Origin of the sequence: Chitinophaga sp. LS1 (assembly GCF_034274695.1) — a bacterium.
In the GTDB taxonomy this organism is placed as follows: Bacteria; Bacteroidota; Bacteroidia; order Chitinophagales; family Chitinophagaceae; genus Chitinophaga.
This window is the reverse complement of record NZ_CP128362.1, coordinates 8,198,897-8,218,657: the sequence shown is the minus strand read 5'-3', so window position 1 is coordinate 8,218,657 and position 19,761 is coordinate 8,198,897. Positions and strand designations below refer to the sequence as shown.

The following is a 19,761-nucleotide window of genomic DNA, read 5'->3' as shown; positions in this document are numbered from 1 at the left end:
AACGTTATGATCAAGCAATTCATATATAATACATTACTTGCCGGCGTGATGATCTGGGGACTGGCAGCATGTACCAAAGACCTGGACCGCAATCCAATCACGGAAGAAACAACGGCCAGTGTATATACAGATTTTAGTAACTACAAAAGTATCCTGGCCAAGCTATATGCAGGTCTGGCTACTACAGGGCAAACCGGACCAACCGGTAGTGCTGATATCAGTGGTATAGACGAAGGTACCTCTAACTACATCCGTGCTTACTACCAGATGCAGGAATTACCTACTGATGAAGCGGTGATGGGATGGAATGATGGTACTATTCAAAACTTCCACAAAATGAACTGGACAGCTGATGACAACTTCATCACTGCCATGTTTGCCCGCCTCTTTTACCAGATCTCCCAGTGTAATGAGTTTATCCGTCAGACGTCTGATGCAAAACTGAGCAGCAATGGTATTACTGGTACGAATGCAGAAGAAGCAAAAACATTCAGGGCAGAAGCCAGGTTCCTGCGTGCACTGAGTTACTATCATGCATTGGACATGTTTGGTAATGTACCTTTCTCTACCGATACGAACGAAGTATCTTACTATTATCCTAACCAGGTTTCCAGCACAGAACTGTTCACATATATAGAGTCAGAGCTGAAAGAACTGGAAACACTGCTGGCAGATCCAGGTGCCAATGAATATGGTCGTGCAGATAAGGCCTGTGTATGGATGCTCTTATCCAGATTATACCTGAATGCACAGATATATACAGGTACTGATCGTTACACCGATGCGATTACCTATAGTACCAAAGTGATCAACTCCGGTTATTCACTGGTGGCCAGTTATGCAAACATGTTTAAAGCAGATAACAACGCTACTTCCAAATCAGAGTTTCTGCTCACTTCCAACTTTGACGGTTCCAGAACCCAGACTTATGGTGGTACTACTTACCTGATCTGCGCGCAATTAGGGGGAACGATGACACCTTCTGACTTTGGTGTAAGCAGTGCCTGGGCTGGTTTACGTACTACCAGTGCATTGGTGAAATTATTCCCTGATGTAACAGGTGCGACTGATAGCCGTGCGATGTTTTATACGAGCGGACAAAACCTGGAAATCACAGACCTGACCACTTTCACCGATGGTTATGCGGTCACCAAGTGGAGCAACAAAACATCTACTGGTGGTACTGGTTCCAGCACAACATTTGTAGATACAGACTTTCCGTTGTTCCGTTTACCGGAAGCTTACCTGAACTATGCAGAGGCCGTATTAAGAGGTGGTACCGGTGGTAGCACAGCCGAAGCACTGACTTATGTAAACAAGATTCGTGAAAGAGCTTATGGCGATGCGAGCGGAGATATTACCAGTGGTCAGCTCAACCTTCAATTCATTCTGGATGAAAGAGGTCGTGAATTCTACTGGGAAGGTTATCGCAGAACAGATCTGATCCGTTATGGATACTTCACAGGCAGCAGTTATGTGTGGCCATGGAAAGGCGGTGTAGCAGCAGGTACAGCTGTAGGAGATTTCCGCACACTGTATCCGATTCCTGCTACAGAACTGGTGGCTAATCCTAATCTCAAACAGAACAGTGGTTACTAATCAAAACATTTTCCATCATGAAGTTCCGTTTCAATTATATATACATCCTCAGCTTTAGTATGCTGACCCTGTTCTCCTGTAAAAAGGACGGCAGCTTTACCCAGGTGAAAAGCGGTACTACGCCCGGTTTTACAGCGACTGATTCCGTATTTGTATTTACGGAAGCAGATGCTGCCAGCGCGGCAGTAACTTATAACTGGACAGCCTCTGAGGATTGGGGCTACAAATCTATCGTTACTTATTACCTGCAGATAGATGAGAAAGGCAATGGTTTTAAAAATGCAACAGATGTGACCATTGGTACTGGCATATTAACGAAAGCTTATACTGTAGCTGCCCTGAATCAGGTAATTAATAATATGGGACTGGCAGCCGGCCGTCAACACGATCTCGTGATCCGTGTGAAAGCAGCTGTAGATGCAGTAGGTGATGAGGTGTATTCAGACAGTATTTCTCTGACAGTGACACCTTACTATGTGCCTAAAGTATATACATACCTGTATTTACCGGGTGCTTATGAAGGTTGGTCATTTGACAATGCAGGGCTGGATAGCGTGGCTTCTGTAAACAACGATGGTAACTACGAAGGTTATATGTACCTCACCGGTTCAACAGAGTTTAAAGTAACGACTGCAAAGAGCTGGGATGTGAACTATGGCGATGGTGGCAGTGGATCTCTGTCATCCAGCGGTGGTAATATCGCCGTATCAGCAGCAGGTTATTATCGCCTCACAGTAGATATCAATCAACTCACATACACGATGACGAATACCACCTGGAGCATCTATGGGAGTGCCCTTGGTAGTGCAGATGCTGCTATGACTTTTAACGCTGGCACAGGTGCATGGACGGTGACGACTACATTAAGTGCAGGTACTTTCTACTTCAGAGCCAACAGTGCAGATGTCATCACCCTGAGCGATGTCAGCAACAATGGTACTCTGGCTTCAGGTACAACAGGCGCTATTACTGTAGATGCAGCGGGTACTTATACAATCAGTATGAACTTAAGTAATCCCGGAAACTATACTTATTCTCTCACAGCTCAATAATTAGAATAATAGCATGAAACAGATTCGGTGGATCACGATGCTGCTGTTGATGGCTAGTACGTCAATGGCACAAATTCCCAGCCTGGAGCGTATTGAACCTGCCAACTGGTGGGTGAAAATGCAACAGCCCTTTTTACAACTGATAGTACATGGTAATAAGATCGCAGAAAGAGACGTCAAACTGGAATATCCCGGGGTAACACTCCTGAAGGTGAATAAAGTGGAAAACCCGAACTACCTGTTTCTTGATCTCAATATTGATCCTTCAACGGCTCCGGGTACATTCCCGATCAGGTTCCTGAAGAAAGGCAGCAAAGATCTGGTGTTTAGTTACGAGCTGAAAGCCAGGAATACTGGCACGAAAGCACAAGGCCTCAATGCGGGCGATCTGATATATCTGATTATGCCGGATCGTTTCGCAAACGGGGATACTACGAACGATGTGATCAAAGGTATGCAGGAGACGACCCTGAACAGAGACTCTATGTATTACCGCCATGGGGGGGATATACAGGGTATTATTAACCATCTTGGTTACCTGCAGGAGCTGGGCGCTACCTCACTGTGGATGACGCCTATGATCACCAATGATCAGCCACAGGCATCTTACCATGGGTACGCTGCTACAGAACAATTCCGTACTGATCCCCGCTATGGTACCAATGAATTATACAAAACACTGGCAGATAGTCTGCACAAACGTGGGATGAAGTTAGTCATGGACCTCGTGCACAACCACATCGGTAGCCAGCACTGGACCATGAAAGACATGCCGATGAAGAGCTGGGTACACCAGTGGCCAGAGTTCACCCGTTCCAGTTTCAGGGCACAACCTGACTTTGATCCTTATGCATCTCAGTATGATAAGGATATAATGACCAATGGCTGGTTTGACAATCATATGCCAGACCTGGATCAGTCTAATCCTTTTGTACGCAACTATTTTACACAAAGTCATATCTGGTGGATAGAGTATGCGGGTGTGGATGCATTCCGCCTCGATACTTATCCTTACAATGACGGCGAGTTTATGGCAGCATGGGGCAAAGCGATCAAAGATGCATATCCAACCTTTACCTTCTTTGGTGAAGTATGGGTGAAAGGTGTAGCAGACCAGGTATACTTTACACAGGGTAAAACTGTGAACCAGCATCTGGATACACAATTACCCGGTCTCACAGATTTCAATTCACTCTGGGCCATCACCGGCGCAATGAATGATAAAGCAGCGTGGGATGATGGTGCCGTGAAGTTGTATACAACCCTCGCATCAGACTATCAATACCAGGATCCGATGCGCAATGTCGTATTCCTGGATAACCATGACCTGAGCCGTTTCTATTCCGTGATCGGTGAAAACAAAGGTAAGTACAAAGCTGCGCTGGCATGGTTGCTGACTACCCGAGGTATTCCACAGTTGTATTACGGTAATGAAATTGGTATGAAGAATTTCAGTGCACCGGATGGATTAGTGCGTGAAGATTTTAAAGGTGGCTGGAAGAATGATAAAGTGAATAAGTTCACAGCAGCGGGTCGTAATGAAGAAGAAAATGAACTGCATGATTATGTACAAAAGCTGGCTAACTACAGGAAGAACAACCCTGTGGTACAAACCGGTAAACTGATGCAATACATTCCTCAGAATAATGTATACACCTACTTCAGGTATAATGCTGACAAGACAGTGATGATCATACTGAATCCAAACAGCGATCCTGTCACCATTGATGTGAGCAGATTTAAAGAAAGAACAACTGGATTTTCCAGCGCGCACGATATAGTAACTGATAAAACCTATAGCCTTTCAGACAGTCTGCATGTACCGGCTACTACTACACTGGTACTGGAATTGGCTCACTGAGACAGCTAATAAATGGATGATATGGATAGAATAGACGCATGTATTTTTGACCTTGATGGCGTGATAGTAGATACCGCCAAATACCATTACAAAGCCTGGAAAAGGCTGGCAAATGAGCTGGGGTTCGACTTCACCGCCGAACAAAATGAATTACTCAAAGGCCTGAGCCGTACCCGCTCTCTCGAGATCATACTGGAAATAGGTGGTGTGCAGCTATCCCCTGAAGAACAGGCTGCACAGGCAGCCCGCAAGAATGAATGGTATGTGGATATGATCCGTCATATGCAACCAGATGAGGTATTGCCCGGTGCAAGAGCGTTTTTGGAAAGTCTGCAAAAGGCGGGTGTAAAAACGGCGCTGGGTTCAGCGAGTAAGAATGCGGGTACTATTCTGGAAAGGGTGGGGTTGACTGCATTGTTTGATGTGGTGGTAGATGGTAACTCAGTCACTGCTTCCAAACCAGATCCTGAAGTGTTCCTGAAAGGGGCGAATAGTTTGCATGCAGATCCTGCTTACTGCGTGGTATTCGAAGATGCAATAGCGGGTGTACAGGCAGCGAAGGCAGGTGGAATGAAAGTAGTGGGTATTGGTTCGGTAGAAGTGCTTGGTAACGCAGATATGATTGTCAGTGGTCTTGGAGACATGAGTCTTCAGCGTTTAAAAGATTTATAATTATGAAGCAGTATATAAAGGTCGATGAGTGGAATATCATCGAAGAAGGATTTATAGCGGGTTACAACAAAATCTCAGAAAGTATCTTCAGTTTGGGCAATGGCCGTATGGGGCAGCGTGGTAATTTTGAAGAGACGTATTCAGGCGAAACTTTACAGGGTAGCTATGTAGCAGGGATTTATTATCCTGACAAGACACGTGTGGGTTGGTGGAAAAATGGTTACCCTGAATATTTTGCCAAAGTACTGAATGCTGCTAACTGGATTGGATTAGAGATCAGGATTGACGGGGTGGTTTTAGACCTGCATCATGCAGCAGTGAGTGACTTTCGTCGTGTGCTGAATATGAAGGAAGGTTATTTAGAGCGTACGTTTACAGCGACCTTATCATCAGGTAAACAGTTGGCGGTAAAAGCCACCCGCTTTTGCAGTATTGTGGATGATGAGGCAGGTGCATTGCGTTATAGTATTACGCCGTTGAATTTTGATGGGGAGATTGAAATTACCTCTTTTATAGATGGCGCTGTGAGGAACCAGGATGCGAATTATGACGAGGGATTCTGGGATTTTGTAGAAAGTAGTATACATGACAATACAGCTTATCTTACATTACGTACAAAGAAAACAGGTTTTGAAGTTTGTACGGGCATGTTATTCCATGTATATCAGCAGGGGCGCAAACTTGCGTCAGCAGTTACAGCAGTGAATAAAGATAAATTTGTAGGCGGTAAGGTGACGGTGGCAGCAACACGGAATCAGGAAACTGTGATATTTAAATATGCAGCTAACCTGACTTCAGAGAATCATGCTACTGAAGAATTACTGGCAGCATGTAAGAAGGTAGTGGATAAAGTAGCGGCCAAAGGGTTTGCTAAGTTAAAAGAAGAACAGCTGGATGCATGGGCTGGTAAATGGCAGGAGAGCGATATCGTGATAACAGGAGATGCTGCTGCACAGCAGGGTATCCGTTTCAATATCTTCCAGCTGAACCAGACTTATACAGGTGAAGACGCCCGTTTGAATATAGGTCCGAAAGGCTTTACAGGTGAAAAATATGGTGGATCCACTTATTGGGATACGGAAGCATATTGTATTCCTTTTTATCTGGCTACTGCTGATCAGCAGGTAGCAAGAAACCTGTTAGTCTATCGCTATAACCAGTTGGATAAAGCGATAGAAAATGCGGGTAAATTAGGGTTTAACAAGGGTGCAGCATTGTATCCGATGGTGACGATGAATGGGGAGGAGTGTCATAATGAGTGGGAGATCACCTTTGAAGAAATTCATAGAAATGCGGCCATTGCATTTGCGATATTCAACTACATCCGTTATACCGGTGATGTGGCGTATTTAGCTGAGTACGGTCTGGAAGTGTTGATAGGTATTTCACGTTTCTGGGCACAAAGAGTGAATTGGAGTGAGGCACGTAAACAGTATGTGATGCTGGGCGTAACGGGGCCCAATGAGTATGAGAATAACATCAACAATAACTGGTATACCAGTACAATGGCGACGTGGTGTTTACAATATACGATTGAGTCACTGGCGCAGGTAACTGATGCTATTATCCGGAAGACTTCATTTGATGCTGGTACTGAAGTCGCTCAATGGCAACATATCATAGATAATATGTACTATCCTGAAGATGCGGAGCGGGGTGTTTTCCTGCAGCAGGATGGCTACCTGGATAAAGAGCAGATCCTTGTAAAAGACCTGGATCCATCTCAAAGACCATTGAACCAGAAGTGGAGTTGGGATAGAATATTGAGAAGTTGTTTTATCAAGCAGGCAGATGTATTGCAGGGATTTTATTTCCTGGAAGACAGGTTTGATATGGATACGCTGCGGAGAAACTTTGATTTCTACGAACCACGTACGGTGCATGAAAGTTCATTATCACCTTGTATCCACGCGATCCTGGCTGCGAAACTGGGAGATGGAGAGCGGGCGTATGAGTTTTACCTGCGTACTTCCCGCCTGGACCTGGATGATTATAACAATGATACAGAAGATGGTTTGCATATCACATCAATGGCGGGTACCTGGATGAGTGTAGTAGAAGGATTTGCAGGTATGCGGGTACGTGATGGGCAGTTGCAGTTTACACCGTTCCTGCCGGAAAGCTGGCAGTCATTTGCTTTCAGTATTCGTTTCAGGAGTAATATCCTGAAAGTGGAGATCAACAAAAATCGTGTTGTTCTGGAGAATAAAGAGGGCGGCGATGTAGCCGTAAAAGTATATGAAGATACATTCGTAGTAAAGGCGGGATCTGTTGTACAACTGAACAACAGGGACCTTGTCAAATAAAACATTTATGAAAGCGGGTATTCACTAAGAGGAATGAAATCGTTTTCAGAAAAAAAAGAATTCCATGAAAGGCATGACAAAGCCACGCTTATCTGCGGCAAGGATCTGGAACATGAGCATGGGGTTTTTCGGAATACAGTTTGGTTTTGCATTACAGAATGGAAATGCATCCCGTATTCTGCAGACCTATGGCGCAGAGGTAGAACATTTATCCCTATTCTGGTTAGCCGCACCGGTGACCGGAATGATCGTACAGCCTATTATCGGGCATTATAGTGATCGTACGTGGAACAGGTTGGGGCGCCGTCGTCCTTACTTTCTTGTAGGTGCGTTGTTGACGGCTTTGGCGCTGATACTGTTACCAAATTCGTCGATGCTGGCTTACCTGTTGCCTCCTATGCTGATAGGAGCAGGGATGCTCACATTGATGGATGCAAGTATCAATGTTGCCATGGAGCCTTTCCGTGCGCTTGTTTCCGATAATTTACCAGATGAGCAGCGGAGTATGGGCTTTTCAGTACAAACCTTCCTGATAGGGGCGGGGGCAGTATTGGGTTCTTCATTGCCTTATTTGCTGGCGGAGTATGCTGGTGTATCAAAAGTAGCGGCACCGGGTGTGGTGCCAAACAATGTGATTTATTCTTTTTACATAGGTGCGGTGGTGTTAATAGCGACGATCCTCTGGTCTGTTTTTATGAGCAGGGAGTATAGTCCGGAGGAGTTTGCACTGTTTAATCCTCCTTCGGAGGAAACACCTGTGTCATCCGGATTGGGAACAATCGCAAAAGACTTTGCAGCCATGCCATCGGCAATGCGGCAGTTAGGATTGGTACAGTTTTGTTCATGGTTTGCCTTGTTCTCTATGTGGGTGTTTACCACACCAGCAGTGGCCCAGCATATCTATAAAGTAATGCCGGGTGATACATCATCATCAGGTTATGCAGATGCGGGTAATAAAGTAGGTTTCTTATTCAGTATTTATAGCGCGGTATCAGCGGTGTATTCACTGATCCTGCCTACAATAGCGCGTAAAACAAACAGGAGAGTTACACATGCCTTCTCTTTGATAGCAGGAGGGGTATCACTGATCTCCATCTTTTTTATACAATCTCCAGACTTGCTGGTACTGCCTATGATCGGTATTGGTTTTGCATGGGGAAGCATTTTATCAACGCCTTATGCTATCCTATCAGGTGTGATACCTCCGCATAAGACGGGGGTATACATGGGTATCTTTAATTTCTTTATCACATTCCCACAGATTGTGAATGGCTTGTTCGGTGGTCTCATCGTCAGGTATTGTTTTCACGATCAGCCTATATATGCGTTGGTAATGGGGGGCGTATTTATGATTATAGCTGCTGTGGCAGTGTTGAATGTGAAAGAACAGAGAGCCTGACACATATACCTAAAGTTTGACCGGGATTTGCGTGAGCAGGTCCCGGTTTTTTATTGCCTTGCTGGAAAAAATATTTTAATATTTGTATATTTTATATATACATTTGTGCTACCATAACTGGAAAATTTAATTCGATTTTTAGCCTCATTCCTATAAAAAGCCATTAAGTAAACGATTTGAATAATCATCCCTATACATTGTAAATGTACAATCAAAGAAGGAGAGAATTTTTCAGAAACGTCGCCTATATATTGCCTGTACTGGCCGTTATGCCGTCGTCTCTGTTCTCTAAAAATGTTAGTAAAGGTTTGCGCACAGGGTTTATCGGAACCGGCATCTGGGGACGAGAATATCTTACCGCAGCACTTCCCCAAAAAGATCTGGATATCACAGCAATATGTGATTCCGAGGATGTTTCCTTACAGGAAAGTCTTCAATTATTTAAAGGATCTGATCGTCCGGTAGTCTACACTGACTGGGAAAAGTTACTGGCCAGCGATGAGTTGGACCTGGTGATCATTGCCACCCCTGCACATACCCATTATATGATTGCCAAAGCAGCGATGCTGGCGGGTAAACATGTGGCCTGTGGCCCTGTGATGGGCGAAACGGTAGAAGAGCACAGGGATATAGTAAGAACCAGTCAACAAACTGGCCGTCATTACTTTACCCTGGATGAGCAAAGTTACCGGCATGATCTGCAGGCAATTTCCAATATCAGTTTCGGTACACTGGAAAAAATATATGCAGGTGCGCCTTACGATGCAATGCCTCCCCAGGTAGATACATATCCGTTATATCCCTCCTTATTTTTACAAAGTTTGTTAGGAAAGGACAACCGATTTGAAACGATCGCAGCTACTACACAGCAGCGGGACTATATTGTCAATAAGGTGGATCCTAAAACAGGTAAACGATTGACTATTATTAAGAATGGAAATATTCCACTCATCTGTCTGACCACTACACAGGGACAGCGGGTGTATCTGCAAACAGAAAAGGGATATTCAACAGGCACCCATATTCATGGTACGGAAGTATTTTGGATCGATTTTGCAAAAGCTATGCGGGTTGGTGATAATCAATGGGAAGCTGACCAACTGCACCTGCAACAACATGCTGCCTCTCCGGTTGCCATGGCATTGAATGAATTGATAAATACCTTAAAAAATCCGAAGGGTCAACTGCCTGTTTATACAGCGGCAACTCATAGCCTGATTGGCTTATTGGGTCGTCAGTCTGCAATGCAGGGAGGAAAGGTATTTGCATTTCCTGATTGTAATCTTATTTAATATACACTTTAATAATTTTTTCTTGCAATGAATGACCCTTACATGGCACTTATCGTAGCTTTTGCATTTAACTTCACCCCCTATGGCGGATGGTTAGCTTGTAATGGAGCTTTGATTTCAATTGCCCAGAACACGGCATTATTCTCCCTTATCGGCACATTTTATGGAGGTGATGGCATGAGTACTTTTGCTGTTCCTGATTTGCGTGGCAGAATACCTGTAGGTATGGGAACCGGGCAGGGGCTTTCTAATTATGATATTGGACAAATGGGAGGAACAGAATTAATAACCCTTACGACCAATCAGATGCCTGCACATACACATACAACCACTCATACACTCACTGCGGCACCCAAGGCAAGTACAGGTGTAGCTACTACCAATGTACCTGGTTCGACTGTGGTGCCTGCTAAATTACCAACTTTAGGTGCAGGGTTAAACACATTTAATGTGAATGGGTATACTACTGCTTCCCCTGATGCTACGCTGGTACCTGGTGATGTTTCAGGAACGATTACAGTTATGGTTGCGGGAGGTAGCCAGCCATTTTCTATTATACAGCCTTACTTAGCGGTGAACTACTGTATTGCAACAGCTGGAATATTCCCTTCCCGTTCCTGATATGAAGCAATTGAATATTGGTTTTCTGACGCCGTATAGCGGTGTATATCCCTTTTATTCCGCACACCTGATTACCGGGTGGATGTTGGGAATGGGACTGGATCCTGCACGTCAGCGAATTTTACAGATCATGCCGGAGTTCACCAGAAGTGGTAGCCCGGCTACGACCACTGAGGCAGCTAAGAAATTATTGTTTTTTAATCAGACCGATGTCTTGTCAGGGTTGATCAGTTATAAATCTTTGTCCTCACTCATGCCGGTAGTTGAAGCACAGCGTAAGTTGGGTTTCTTCTTTGACATGGGTGAGCTCATTCCTGATCCTGCTACCATTAGTCCGGATATCTTTTATGCATCTCATCAGATATGGCAATCAGAATATGCACTGGGTCGCTGGGCACAAAAGCGTTTTGGTAATGCAGGGCATCTGGTAATGCCAGTTTATGAGGCCGGGTATCATCTTACAAATGCATTTCAACAGGGGGCATTCAATGCAGGTGCACAGGAGCTGAGGGTGACTGTATTACCCAATAGTCCTACAGATACCAATGCCATGGACCTCACTGGTTTTTTTGCGGAAATAGAGCGGAATCCTCCTCCTTATGTACATGCTATTTTTGGTGGGAATATGGGTACCCGTTTTCTGGCTGCATGGAAAGAAAGCCCCTTCAGTAAAACTATTCCATTGACAGTAGTGGAGACGATGGCCTACGAAGATATTCTGGATGATGTAAGGCACCTGGAACTGGAAATCTACAGTGCACTCACCTGGCTGAAAGAAGATGAGCGAAAAGAAAATAAACTGTTCGTAAAGACATTTGAGCGCAAAGCACAACAGCCTGCAAATATATATGGATTGATGGGTTATGAAGCAGGGTTGGTGTGGAAAGAATTGTTGCCCTATGCACAGAAAGGCGACTGGGACAAAGTAAAAGCACAACTACGCACGAACACGATCCGTGGCCCCAGGGGAGAGAAAGGTTTCCATCCTTCTACCGGATTAGGATTGCCTGTGTCCAACATTATAAAACTGAATACCACTTCCCAAAAGATAAATAAAATTATTCTTGACCAGGGCGAGGGAATTCGTCATGACGATGCCAGCTTACAGATCATTCATCAAGAGAATATCTCTGGCTGGCAGAACCCTTTTCTCTGTATTTAACAGGTTTATATGAAGCATACATTTACACGATGTATCAGGGTATTACTCCTGATCATTGTTGCTGTAACCGTCTGGCTGTCGGGTAAGGCACAGTATATCCTTTCCACACTGGAAACAGGCGGTTCTTACACAGCTGTTGCCAAAGATGCCAGTAATAATATTTATACCACCAGGCTGAATAGCGCTACAAATTTATATGATGTAGTGAAATTTACAAGCGGCACCGGCACTGGTACTGTGATCTATTCAGGCTTGAGTCATGGTACAGCTATCCAGGGTGATAAGCCATGGGGAATAGCTGTTAACGCCTTTGGCGATGTGTATGTGCTCAATTCTTTTGAGACAGGTACCGGCCAGATTATCAAACTGTCCGCGGGCTTGTATACACCAACAGTGGTACAATCCGGAAGATATTTTGCAGCTATTACAGTAGATATTTTTAACAACCTGTTGGCGATGGAGTATAATAGCTCTTCGGCCAAATTTGATATTGTGAGGTATACTTACGGCTTAGAAGCCTATAGTGGGACACGGCTTTTCGATGGTCTTTCGGTGCCTTCAGCAGGTACTTCTTATCCCTGGGGGCTGACAACAGACACACAGGGGAATATTTATTTTACAGACTTCATGGAAAGTCCAGTACAACCGGCTGGTGGTATTATAAAACTGACATATCCCTCTTATGCAGTATCTACGCTGGCTACGGGCAGGGAATTTTCTGCATTGGCCACAGATGCTGACAATAATTTGTACACAATTGAAGCAGTGAGAAAAGGTGTTGCTGCAGTAGTAAAATATACTGATCCTACAGCAATGGGTGTTATACTGGATTCATCTTTGACGATATCTGGGGTTACTTATCCTACAGGGTTAACTGTCAATAATAATGGTGTGGTGTATGCTGCAGATGGTTTTACGAGTGGAAATGGGCGCTTGATCAGATTGGGTATGCCTACAGTAGTAAGTGTGACGAAAAATGGGGGTTCACCAACCAATGCAACCACAGTTACCTTTACGGTGACATTTAGCACGGATGTATCGACCCCGGGAACAAATGCTTTTACCCTGACAACTACGGGTGTAACAGGGGCCGCAATAGCAGGAGTGTCAAAGGTAAACAATACAACATATAATGTAGTTGTATATACAGGTACCGATGATGGTACGATCCGGTTGGATGTAAATGGTACAGGTATTACCCCTGCTATGTCAAATTTACCTTTTACTACCGGAGATGTGATGATTATCGATAAGACAGCGCCGGTTATTTCACTGGCTATTAATGGGGGAGCCGCTGTTACAAATTCTTTGAATGTAACATTGTCGGAAACAGCCACAGATGCAAATGCTGGCCTGCAAATGCGGTTCTCGGCAGATAGTAGTAATTGGAGTGCTTATGAGACATTTGCAGCGACTAAATCATATACGCTGGCAACAGGTGATGGTAATCAAAAAGTGTACATGCAGGTGAAAGATGCTGCCGGTAATGTAAGTGGTACAAGTGCTGCTATTAATCTCGATCAGACTGCTCCGGTTGTGACTATTGTAACGGGGCCTCCGAACCCAACAAACAGTAATTCATCCACATTTACATTTACGGCAAATGAAGATGTAACTGGGTTTTCTGCCAGCATAGATGGAAGTCCTTTCCTGCCGGCTACATCTCCTTATACGATAAATGGGTTGAGTGATGGCCCTCATTCAGTAAGCGTGAGAGCAACAGATGTGGCAGGTAATTTAGGGCAGGCGGCTACTTATTCATGGACGATAGACCATACAGCACCGACTATTCAGTCTGCACAATTCTCTGCAGATGCTACTTATCATATCGGGCAGGTGATCACGCTGGCATTGAATATGAGTGAAGTGGTGAATACTGACAATGCAGGAGATGTACCTTATGTGAATCTGACCATTGGTAGTGCCACTGTGAAGGCTGTATATGCATCAGGTGCAGGAACCAACAAATGGACATTTAATTATACCGTACAGGAAGGAGATCTGGATAATGACGGAATAGAAGCGGTATCTCCGCTGCAGGTGAATGGGAATTCCCTGACTGATGCCGCCGGGAATGTATTGAATACTACTTTTATCATTCCTGCTACAACTGGTGTAAAGGTAAATGGTATTCGTCCTACAGTGGTACTGACCACTTTGGCGCCTGCTTTGGTGAATGGCACATTTACAGTAACAGCTAATTTTAGCGAAGCGGTAACAGGGTTGACAGCTACTGATATTACAGTAGTGAATGGGATAGCAATTGCTTTGTCTACAATAGATAATATTACTTACACCTTTACGATCACCCCATCTGCCGATGGCAATGTAACAGTTAGTTTGCCATCGGATGTAGCGGTGAATATCGGAAGTAATGGCAATAAAGTTTCCAATACGCTTACCCTGTTGGCTGATATTACGGCCCCTATTGTTAACAATGTTATTACGCCAGCTGATGGATATTATAAATCAGGTAGCATTTTAAACTTCACAGCGACATTTAGTGAAGTGGTGAATGTAACAGGTATGCCACATATCGCTATTACAATGGGTAGCAGTACGGTATATGCTGATTATATCAGTGGTACAGGTACTGACGAGTTGACATTCTCTTATACAGTTGTAGATGGCGATCAGGATCTGGATGGTATTGGTGTAGGTGCATTAAGTGGTGGTAGTATTAAAGATGCGGCTGGTAATGATGCGGTACTTACATTGAATGCACCTTCTACTGCCGATGTACTGGTGAATACGATAGCGCCTGTTATTACGCAGGTAACTGCGCCAGCTGATGGGTATTATACTACAGGTCGCTTATTGCTCTACCAGGTAAGATTTAGTGACGCTGTGAATGTAAGGGGTACTCCACATATTGCTTTTACTATCGGTAACAGTACAGTATATGCTGATTATCTTATTGGTACAGGTACTACCATATTGTCCTTCACATATTTGGTGAAAGATGGCGATCAGGATCTGGATGGTATTGCAACAGGGGTATTAAGCGGTGGTAGTATTAAAGATGGTTTTGATAATGATGCGGTACTGACTTTCACAGCGCCTTCTACGACTGGTGTGTTAGTAAATACGATCCCACCAGTTATTTCACAGGTGAGTGTGCCCGCGAATGGTTATTATCATGCTGGTCAGACACTTGATTTCTCCGTTCAGTTTAACTTCGTGGTGGATGTAACAGGTACGCCGGTATTGCCGGTTACAATTGGTGGTACAACTGTGAATGCTGCTTACACTGGCGGAACAGGTACAAACACTTTGTCATTCAGCTATACTGTTCAGGATGGTGAAAATGACCTGGATGGTATTTCATTATCTGCGCTTACAGGTATCATTCAGGATTTGTATACTAACAATGCTGATCTTACTCTTCATAATGCAGGTAGCACTGCCGGGGTGTATGTTTATACCGTACATCCAACAGTAACACTGTCAACCACAGCATCATTAGTAAAAGAAGCATACACCGTTACTGCTGTTTTTAGTGAAGCAGTAACAGGTCTGGCTGCTGCTGACTTTAATGTAGTGAATGGTACTGCAAGTGCGTTGACCACAACTGATAATATTACTTATACACTGACAATCACACCATCCTCTGATGGCAATGTAACAGTAAGCCTGCCTGTTGATGCCGCAGTGAATAAGGGAGATAATGGCAATACTGCCTCAAACACCCTGACTACACTTGCAGATCTGACAGCACCTGCTGTAACAAATGTGACTGTACCAACGAATGGCTATTATAAATCAGGTAGTATATTAAACTTCATCGTCACCTTCGGGGAAACGGTGAATGTAACAGGTACACCACATATTGCTATTACAATGGGTAGCAGTACAGTATATGCTGATTATGTCAGTGGTACAGGTACCTCTGAATTAACATTCTCTTATACAGTTGTAAATGGCGATCAGGATCTGGATGGAATAGCGATAGGTGTATTAAACGGTGGTAGTATAAAAGATGCCGCTGGTAATGATGGTATACTTACTTTGAATGCACCTTCTACGGCTGGTGTATTAATAAATACGATAGCACCAGTAATCACGCAGGTGAGTGTACCGGCTAATGGTTATTACCATGCTACACAAACACTTGATTTCTCCGTTCAGTTCAGCTCAGTAGTGAATGTGACGGGAAGCCCGGTATTACCGGTTACGATCGGTAGTGCAACAGTGAGTGCTGCTTACACAAGTGGTACGGGCACCAACATCCTTAGCTTCACCTACACCGTTCAGGATGGAGAAAATGATCTGGATGGTATTTCATTATCTGCTCTTACAGGCACTATTCAGGATGTGTTTACTAACAATGCAGACCTTACGTTGAATAATGCAGGTAGTACGACAGGTGTATATGTTTATACAGTGCATCCGACTGTGACATTATCAGCCACCGTTACAAACGTCAATGCGCCTTTTACTGCGACTGCTACCTTTAGCGAAGCTGTAACAGGTCTTACAACCGCTGGCTTTACCGTTATCAACGGTACTGCCAGCAACCTGCAAACAAGCGATAACATCACTTATACATTAACCATCACGCCATCCGCAGATGGTAATGTAACAGTGACCCTGCCTGCAGATGTAGTAATGAACAAAGGATCAAATGGTAATACTGCTTCTAATACCATCTCTGTATTATCAGATATTACTGCTCCTGTCATCACCACCGGTCAGATATTCAGTATAGACGAATACAGTGCTGCAGGCACCACCGTGGGTACGATCAACGCTGTTGAAACAACAGGTACGCTGCAAAACTGGACCATTACCAGTGATCCCTCCGGTGCCTTTGCCATCAATGCTGCTACCGGAGTACTCTCTGTAAAAGATGAAGCTGCATTGAATGCCAACAACAATACAACCGTCACCCTGACCCTAACAGTGAGTGATGGTATGAATGTGAGCAATGCTACCACAGTAGGCGTAACAGTGGTATACGTACCATTACCGCCTACAGACATCAGCCTGGATAACCAGATCATTGTTGAAAACACACCTGTGGGAACACTCGTAGGTCACCTATCTGGTGTAACAGCGGAACCAGATCCTGTATATACTTATACCTTAGTTGCAGGCGGCGCTGACAATGCATTCTTCTCGATTTCAGGAAACCAGCTGTTGACCAACGCCATACTGGATTATGCTATGAGGAACACTTACAATGTCAGCATACGTGCCACACTGGCAAATGGTTTATACACTGAAAGATCCTTTACCATTCAGGTAGGTCAGGTAAACCAGGCACCGACACTGGACGTTATTGCTGATCAGGAAGTATGTGATATCACAACTGTACAGACAGTTCAGACAACCGGCGCTTCTGCTGTAGAAGACGGACAAACCCTGAGCTACACCGTAAGCGCTGACCAACCATTCTTTACTTCTCTGGCAATAAATGCAAATGGTCTGATTATATACCACCTGCAACCAAACATCAGCGGTACAGTCAATGTAACCGTAACAGTGAAGGATAATGGTGGTACTGTCTATGGTGGTGTAGATACGCTGGTCAGCACATTTGCCATCAAGGTAAATGCATTGCCAACAGTCATCATCACAGCCGATCAGGATACCGTGATCTCCAGAGGAACAGCCATGAATCTCACTGCTACTGGCGGTGTCAGTTATGAATGGTCAAATGCCGGCGGTGTTGTAGACGGTCAGCAAACAGCAACCCTGCAAATCAAGCCTGTAGAGAACACTGTATACACAGTGACCGTAACTGATAATAATGGTTGTATCAATGAAGGAGCGGTGACGATCACAGTAGTGAATGAATTTAAAATAGATGCGATCAACCTGCTTACGCCAAATGGCGATGGCAAGAATGATAAATGGATCATTAATGACCTGAGCCGTTATCCAAACAATGACCTGACTATCTATGACCGTACCGGTCGTGTTGTATATCATCAAAAGAATTACAGCAATGAATGGAATGGTACTTACAATGGTAGTCCGCTGGCAGAAGGCACTTATTATTATATCCTGAAAGCAGACGGTTATAACACACCTGCTAAAGGCTTTATTACAATCATCAGGGACCAGCATTGATCCCATTAACAATTAGGTGATGAGCTTACAAAAGTATATATGCTTATTCTTACTTGGAGGTCTATGCATGGCCAATGAAAGTAAGGCACAGTCCTTAGGGAATTCTCAATCATTGCTGGAACCCTCCGGCACACAATATTTCCAGAACCAGTACCTGGCCAACCCGGCCATGGCTGGTCTGGAACAAGGCATGCGTCTCAATGCTGCCTATCGTCGTCAGTTGGGCGGTATGCCCGGTGCCCCGGTCACAGCCTTTGCCTCCGGCGATTGGCAGGTGAATAGCAGGGTAGGGGTAGGTGCACAGGTGATGAGCGATAAAGCTGGATTGATAGATCGTACCCGTGTTGCGATGACGTATGCCTATCGTATCCCATTAGGGTTAGAGGAGCAGCAGTTGCATTTTGGTTTATCTGCTGTGTGGAATGTACAACGTCTGGATGTAAAGGCAGTAGACGGTGATTCAAATGACCCTTCCATTAGTGGATTTAATCGCAGGGATAACTATTTTGAAGCGGAGTTTGGAATGGGATATACGGATAAGCACCTGAATGTACAAGCGGCATTACCGAATGTACGTAACCTGTTTACAGGTAATAACCTGGGTGCCGACGGCGGTGGCCTCTTCTTTACGGCGGTGTCTTATAAGTTCCTGCCAGAGAGTGATGAGGTCACATCTATTGAACCAAAACTGGTGTATAGAGGTGTAAAGGGATATGATAATATCCTGGATGCGGGTTTGAATGTCAGTTTCCTGAATAATGTGGCGAATATAATGGCGATGTATCATTCATCCAAAAGTGTGACGGCGGGAATAGGTGTAAAAGCGTGGCAAATGGTGTCGGTACAGGCAATGTATACAACGCAGACGGGAGGGATAAAGACTTATGTAGATGGCGCCTTTGAGATAGGCGCAACGATACAGCTCTTTAAGTAACTATAAAGCCGGTTCCGAAAGGAACCGGCATTTCAATAAAAAGGGGTTAAGCATCCATATTCTATAGTTCTTTATTGATCAGTATTTTCTTTGTATGTATTTCACCATCGTTGTCTGTTAATTTCAAAATAAACATGCCCCTCAGTGCTACTGGAATATTAATACGATATTCATCTCCTTTGGTAAATAATTTCTGATATAGCAATTGTCCCTCCAAATTCGTAAGCGTAGCAGCCCGGACAACTTTATCAGTATAATTACCCATTTTATGTTTTAGATCAAAATACAATACGTCACTTACCGGGTTTGGATAAGCTGATACTTCAATCATGTCTGCTTCCTGCCGGAAAGATTGAATAGCCAAAATTGAAGGCTGGCAACTCATCATTCTTTCTAATTTTGACTGAGTGTGTAATCGAAGAATATTCATTTACTGCGGAAGTGAGGGAACCGGGTCGTTATTACAATAAAAATATAGGTGGATGTCAGAAGTTCTTTTTAATGCTAAATGTCATAGATTATGGTCCAACAGATTTTTGCACATAGGTATATTTTCCCCGAATTTTTTTTTTGATCTGCATACACCTCTGAAACTTCTTCCATCCACCAAATATATGATGTAAAATACTGATGACTATGAACCCCTGATTCTTATCGCTCAATTGGCAATTTCCATATTTTAATTTATTTTGTATAACTCATTATTTGACTAATTTTGTTTTTGCCAATTTAGCCTATCGTTAACTACTTGTTTCCCTTATATTTTAACGCGAACAGATAAACGTTTC

General features: G+C 44.0%; 12 protein-coding genes. 11 read left to right on the top strand and 1 reads right to left on the bottom strand.

What is annotated here, in order from left to right:
• Window positions 1-6: 6 nt before the first annotated feature.
• The 11 genes from QQL36_RS33630 to QQL36_RS33580 all read left to right on the top strand — a co-directional run bounded on the left by QQL36_RS33630 (window position 7) and on the right by QQL36_RS33580 (window position 18,973).
• The gene (locus QQL36_RS33630; RefSeq protein WP_321568273.1) at window positions 7-1,599 is read left to right on the top strand and encodes a RagB/SusD family nutrient uptake outer membrane protein; all 1,593 of its coding nucleotides are present in this window, start codon (window positions 7-9) and stop codon (window positions 1,597-1,599) included.
• A 17-nt stretch (window positions 1,600-1,616) separates the two neighbouring features.
• Window positions 1,617-2,651, top strand: a complete 1,035-nt coding sequence (locus QQL36_RS33625) for a SusE domain-containing protein (RefSeq protein WP_321568272.1) — start codon at window positions 1,617-1,619, stop codon at window positions 2,649-2,651.
• A gap of 13 nt (window positions 2,652-2,664) precedes the next feature.
• Window positions 2,665-4,512 (top strand): glycoside hydrolase family 13 protein, encoded by a 1,848-nt coding sequence (locus QQL36_RS33620; protein ID WP_321568271.1) that lies wholly within the window; start codon window positions 2,665-2,667, stop codon window positions 4,510-4,512.
• Window positions 4,513-4,533: 21 nt separating this feature from the next.
• Window positions 4,534-5,184, top strand: coding sequence for a beta-phosphoglucomutase (gene pgmB, locus QQL36_RS33615; RefSeq protein ID WP_321568270.1), 651 nt, complete (start codon window positions 4,534-4,536; stop codon window positions 5,182-5,184).
• Window positions 5,185-5,186: 2 nt separating this feature from the next.
• Entirely contained in the window at window positions 5,187-7,490 is a 2,304-nt protein-coding gene (locus QQL36_RS33610; RefSeq protein ID WP_321568269.1) for a glycoside hydrolase family 65 protein, read from the top strand.
• Between the two features lie 64 nt (window positions 7,491-7,554).
• Entirely contained in the window at window positions 7,555-8,889 is a 1,335-nt protein-coding gene (locus QQL36_RS33605; protein WP_321568268.1) for an MFS transporter, read from the top strand.
• Window positions 8,890-9,092: 203 nt separating this feature from the next.
• Entirely contained in the window at window positions 9,093-10,181 is a 1,089-nt protein-coding gene (locus tag QQL36_RS33600; protein WP_321568267.1) for a Gfo/Idh/MocA family oxidoreductase, read from the top strand.
• A gap of 27 nt (window positions 10,182-10,208) precedes the next feature.
• A complete protein-coding gene (locus QQL36_RS33595; RefSeq protein ID WP_083721436.1) occupies window positions 10,209-10,802 on the top strand; it encodes a phage tail protein in 594 nt (197 codons plus the stop codon).
• 1 nt (window position 10,803) lies between these two features.
• On the top strand, window positions 10,804-11,964 hold the full coding sequence (locus tag QQL36_RS33590; protein ID WP_083721435.1) for an ABC transporter substrate-binding protein: 1,161 nt from the start codon (window positions 10,804-10,806) through the stop codon (window positions 11,962-11,964).
• 9 nt (window positions 11,965-11,973) lie between these two features.
• Window positions 11,974-18,039 carry an Ig-like domain-containing protein gene (locus QQL36_RS33585; protein WP_321568266.1) on the top strand — a complete coding sequence of 2,022 codons (6,066 nt, stop codon included), beginning with the start codon at window positions 11,974-11,976 and terminating at the stop codon, window positions 18,037-18,039.
• A gap of 67 nt (window positions 18,040-18,106) precedes the next feature.
• Window positions 18,107-18,973, top strand: a complete 867-nt coding sequence (locus QQL36_RS33580; protein WP_321568265.1) for a PorP/SprF family type IX secretion system membrane protein — start codon at window positions 18,107-18,109, stop codon at window positions 18,971-18,973.
• 61 nt (window positions 18,974-19,034) lie between these two features.
• Here the strand turns inward: QQL36_RS33580 and QQL36_RS33575 are convergent, their stop codons facing one another.
• Entirely contained in the window at window positions 19,035-19,361 is a 327-nt protein-coding gene (locus QQL36_RS33575; protein ID WP_179090998.1) for a T9SS type A sorting domain-containing protein, read from the bottom strand.
• Window positions 19,362-19,761 lie beyond the last annotated feature (400 nt).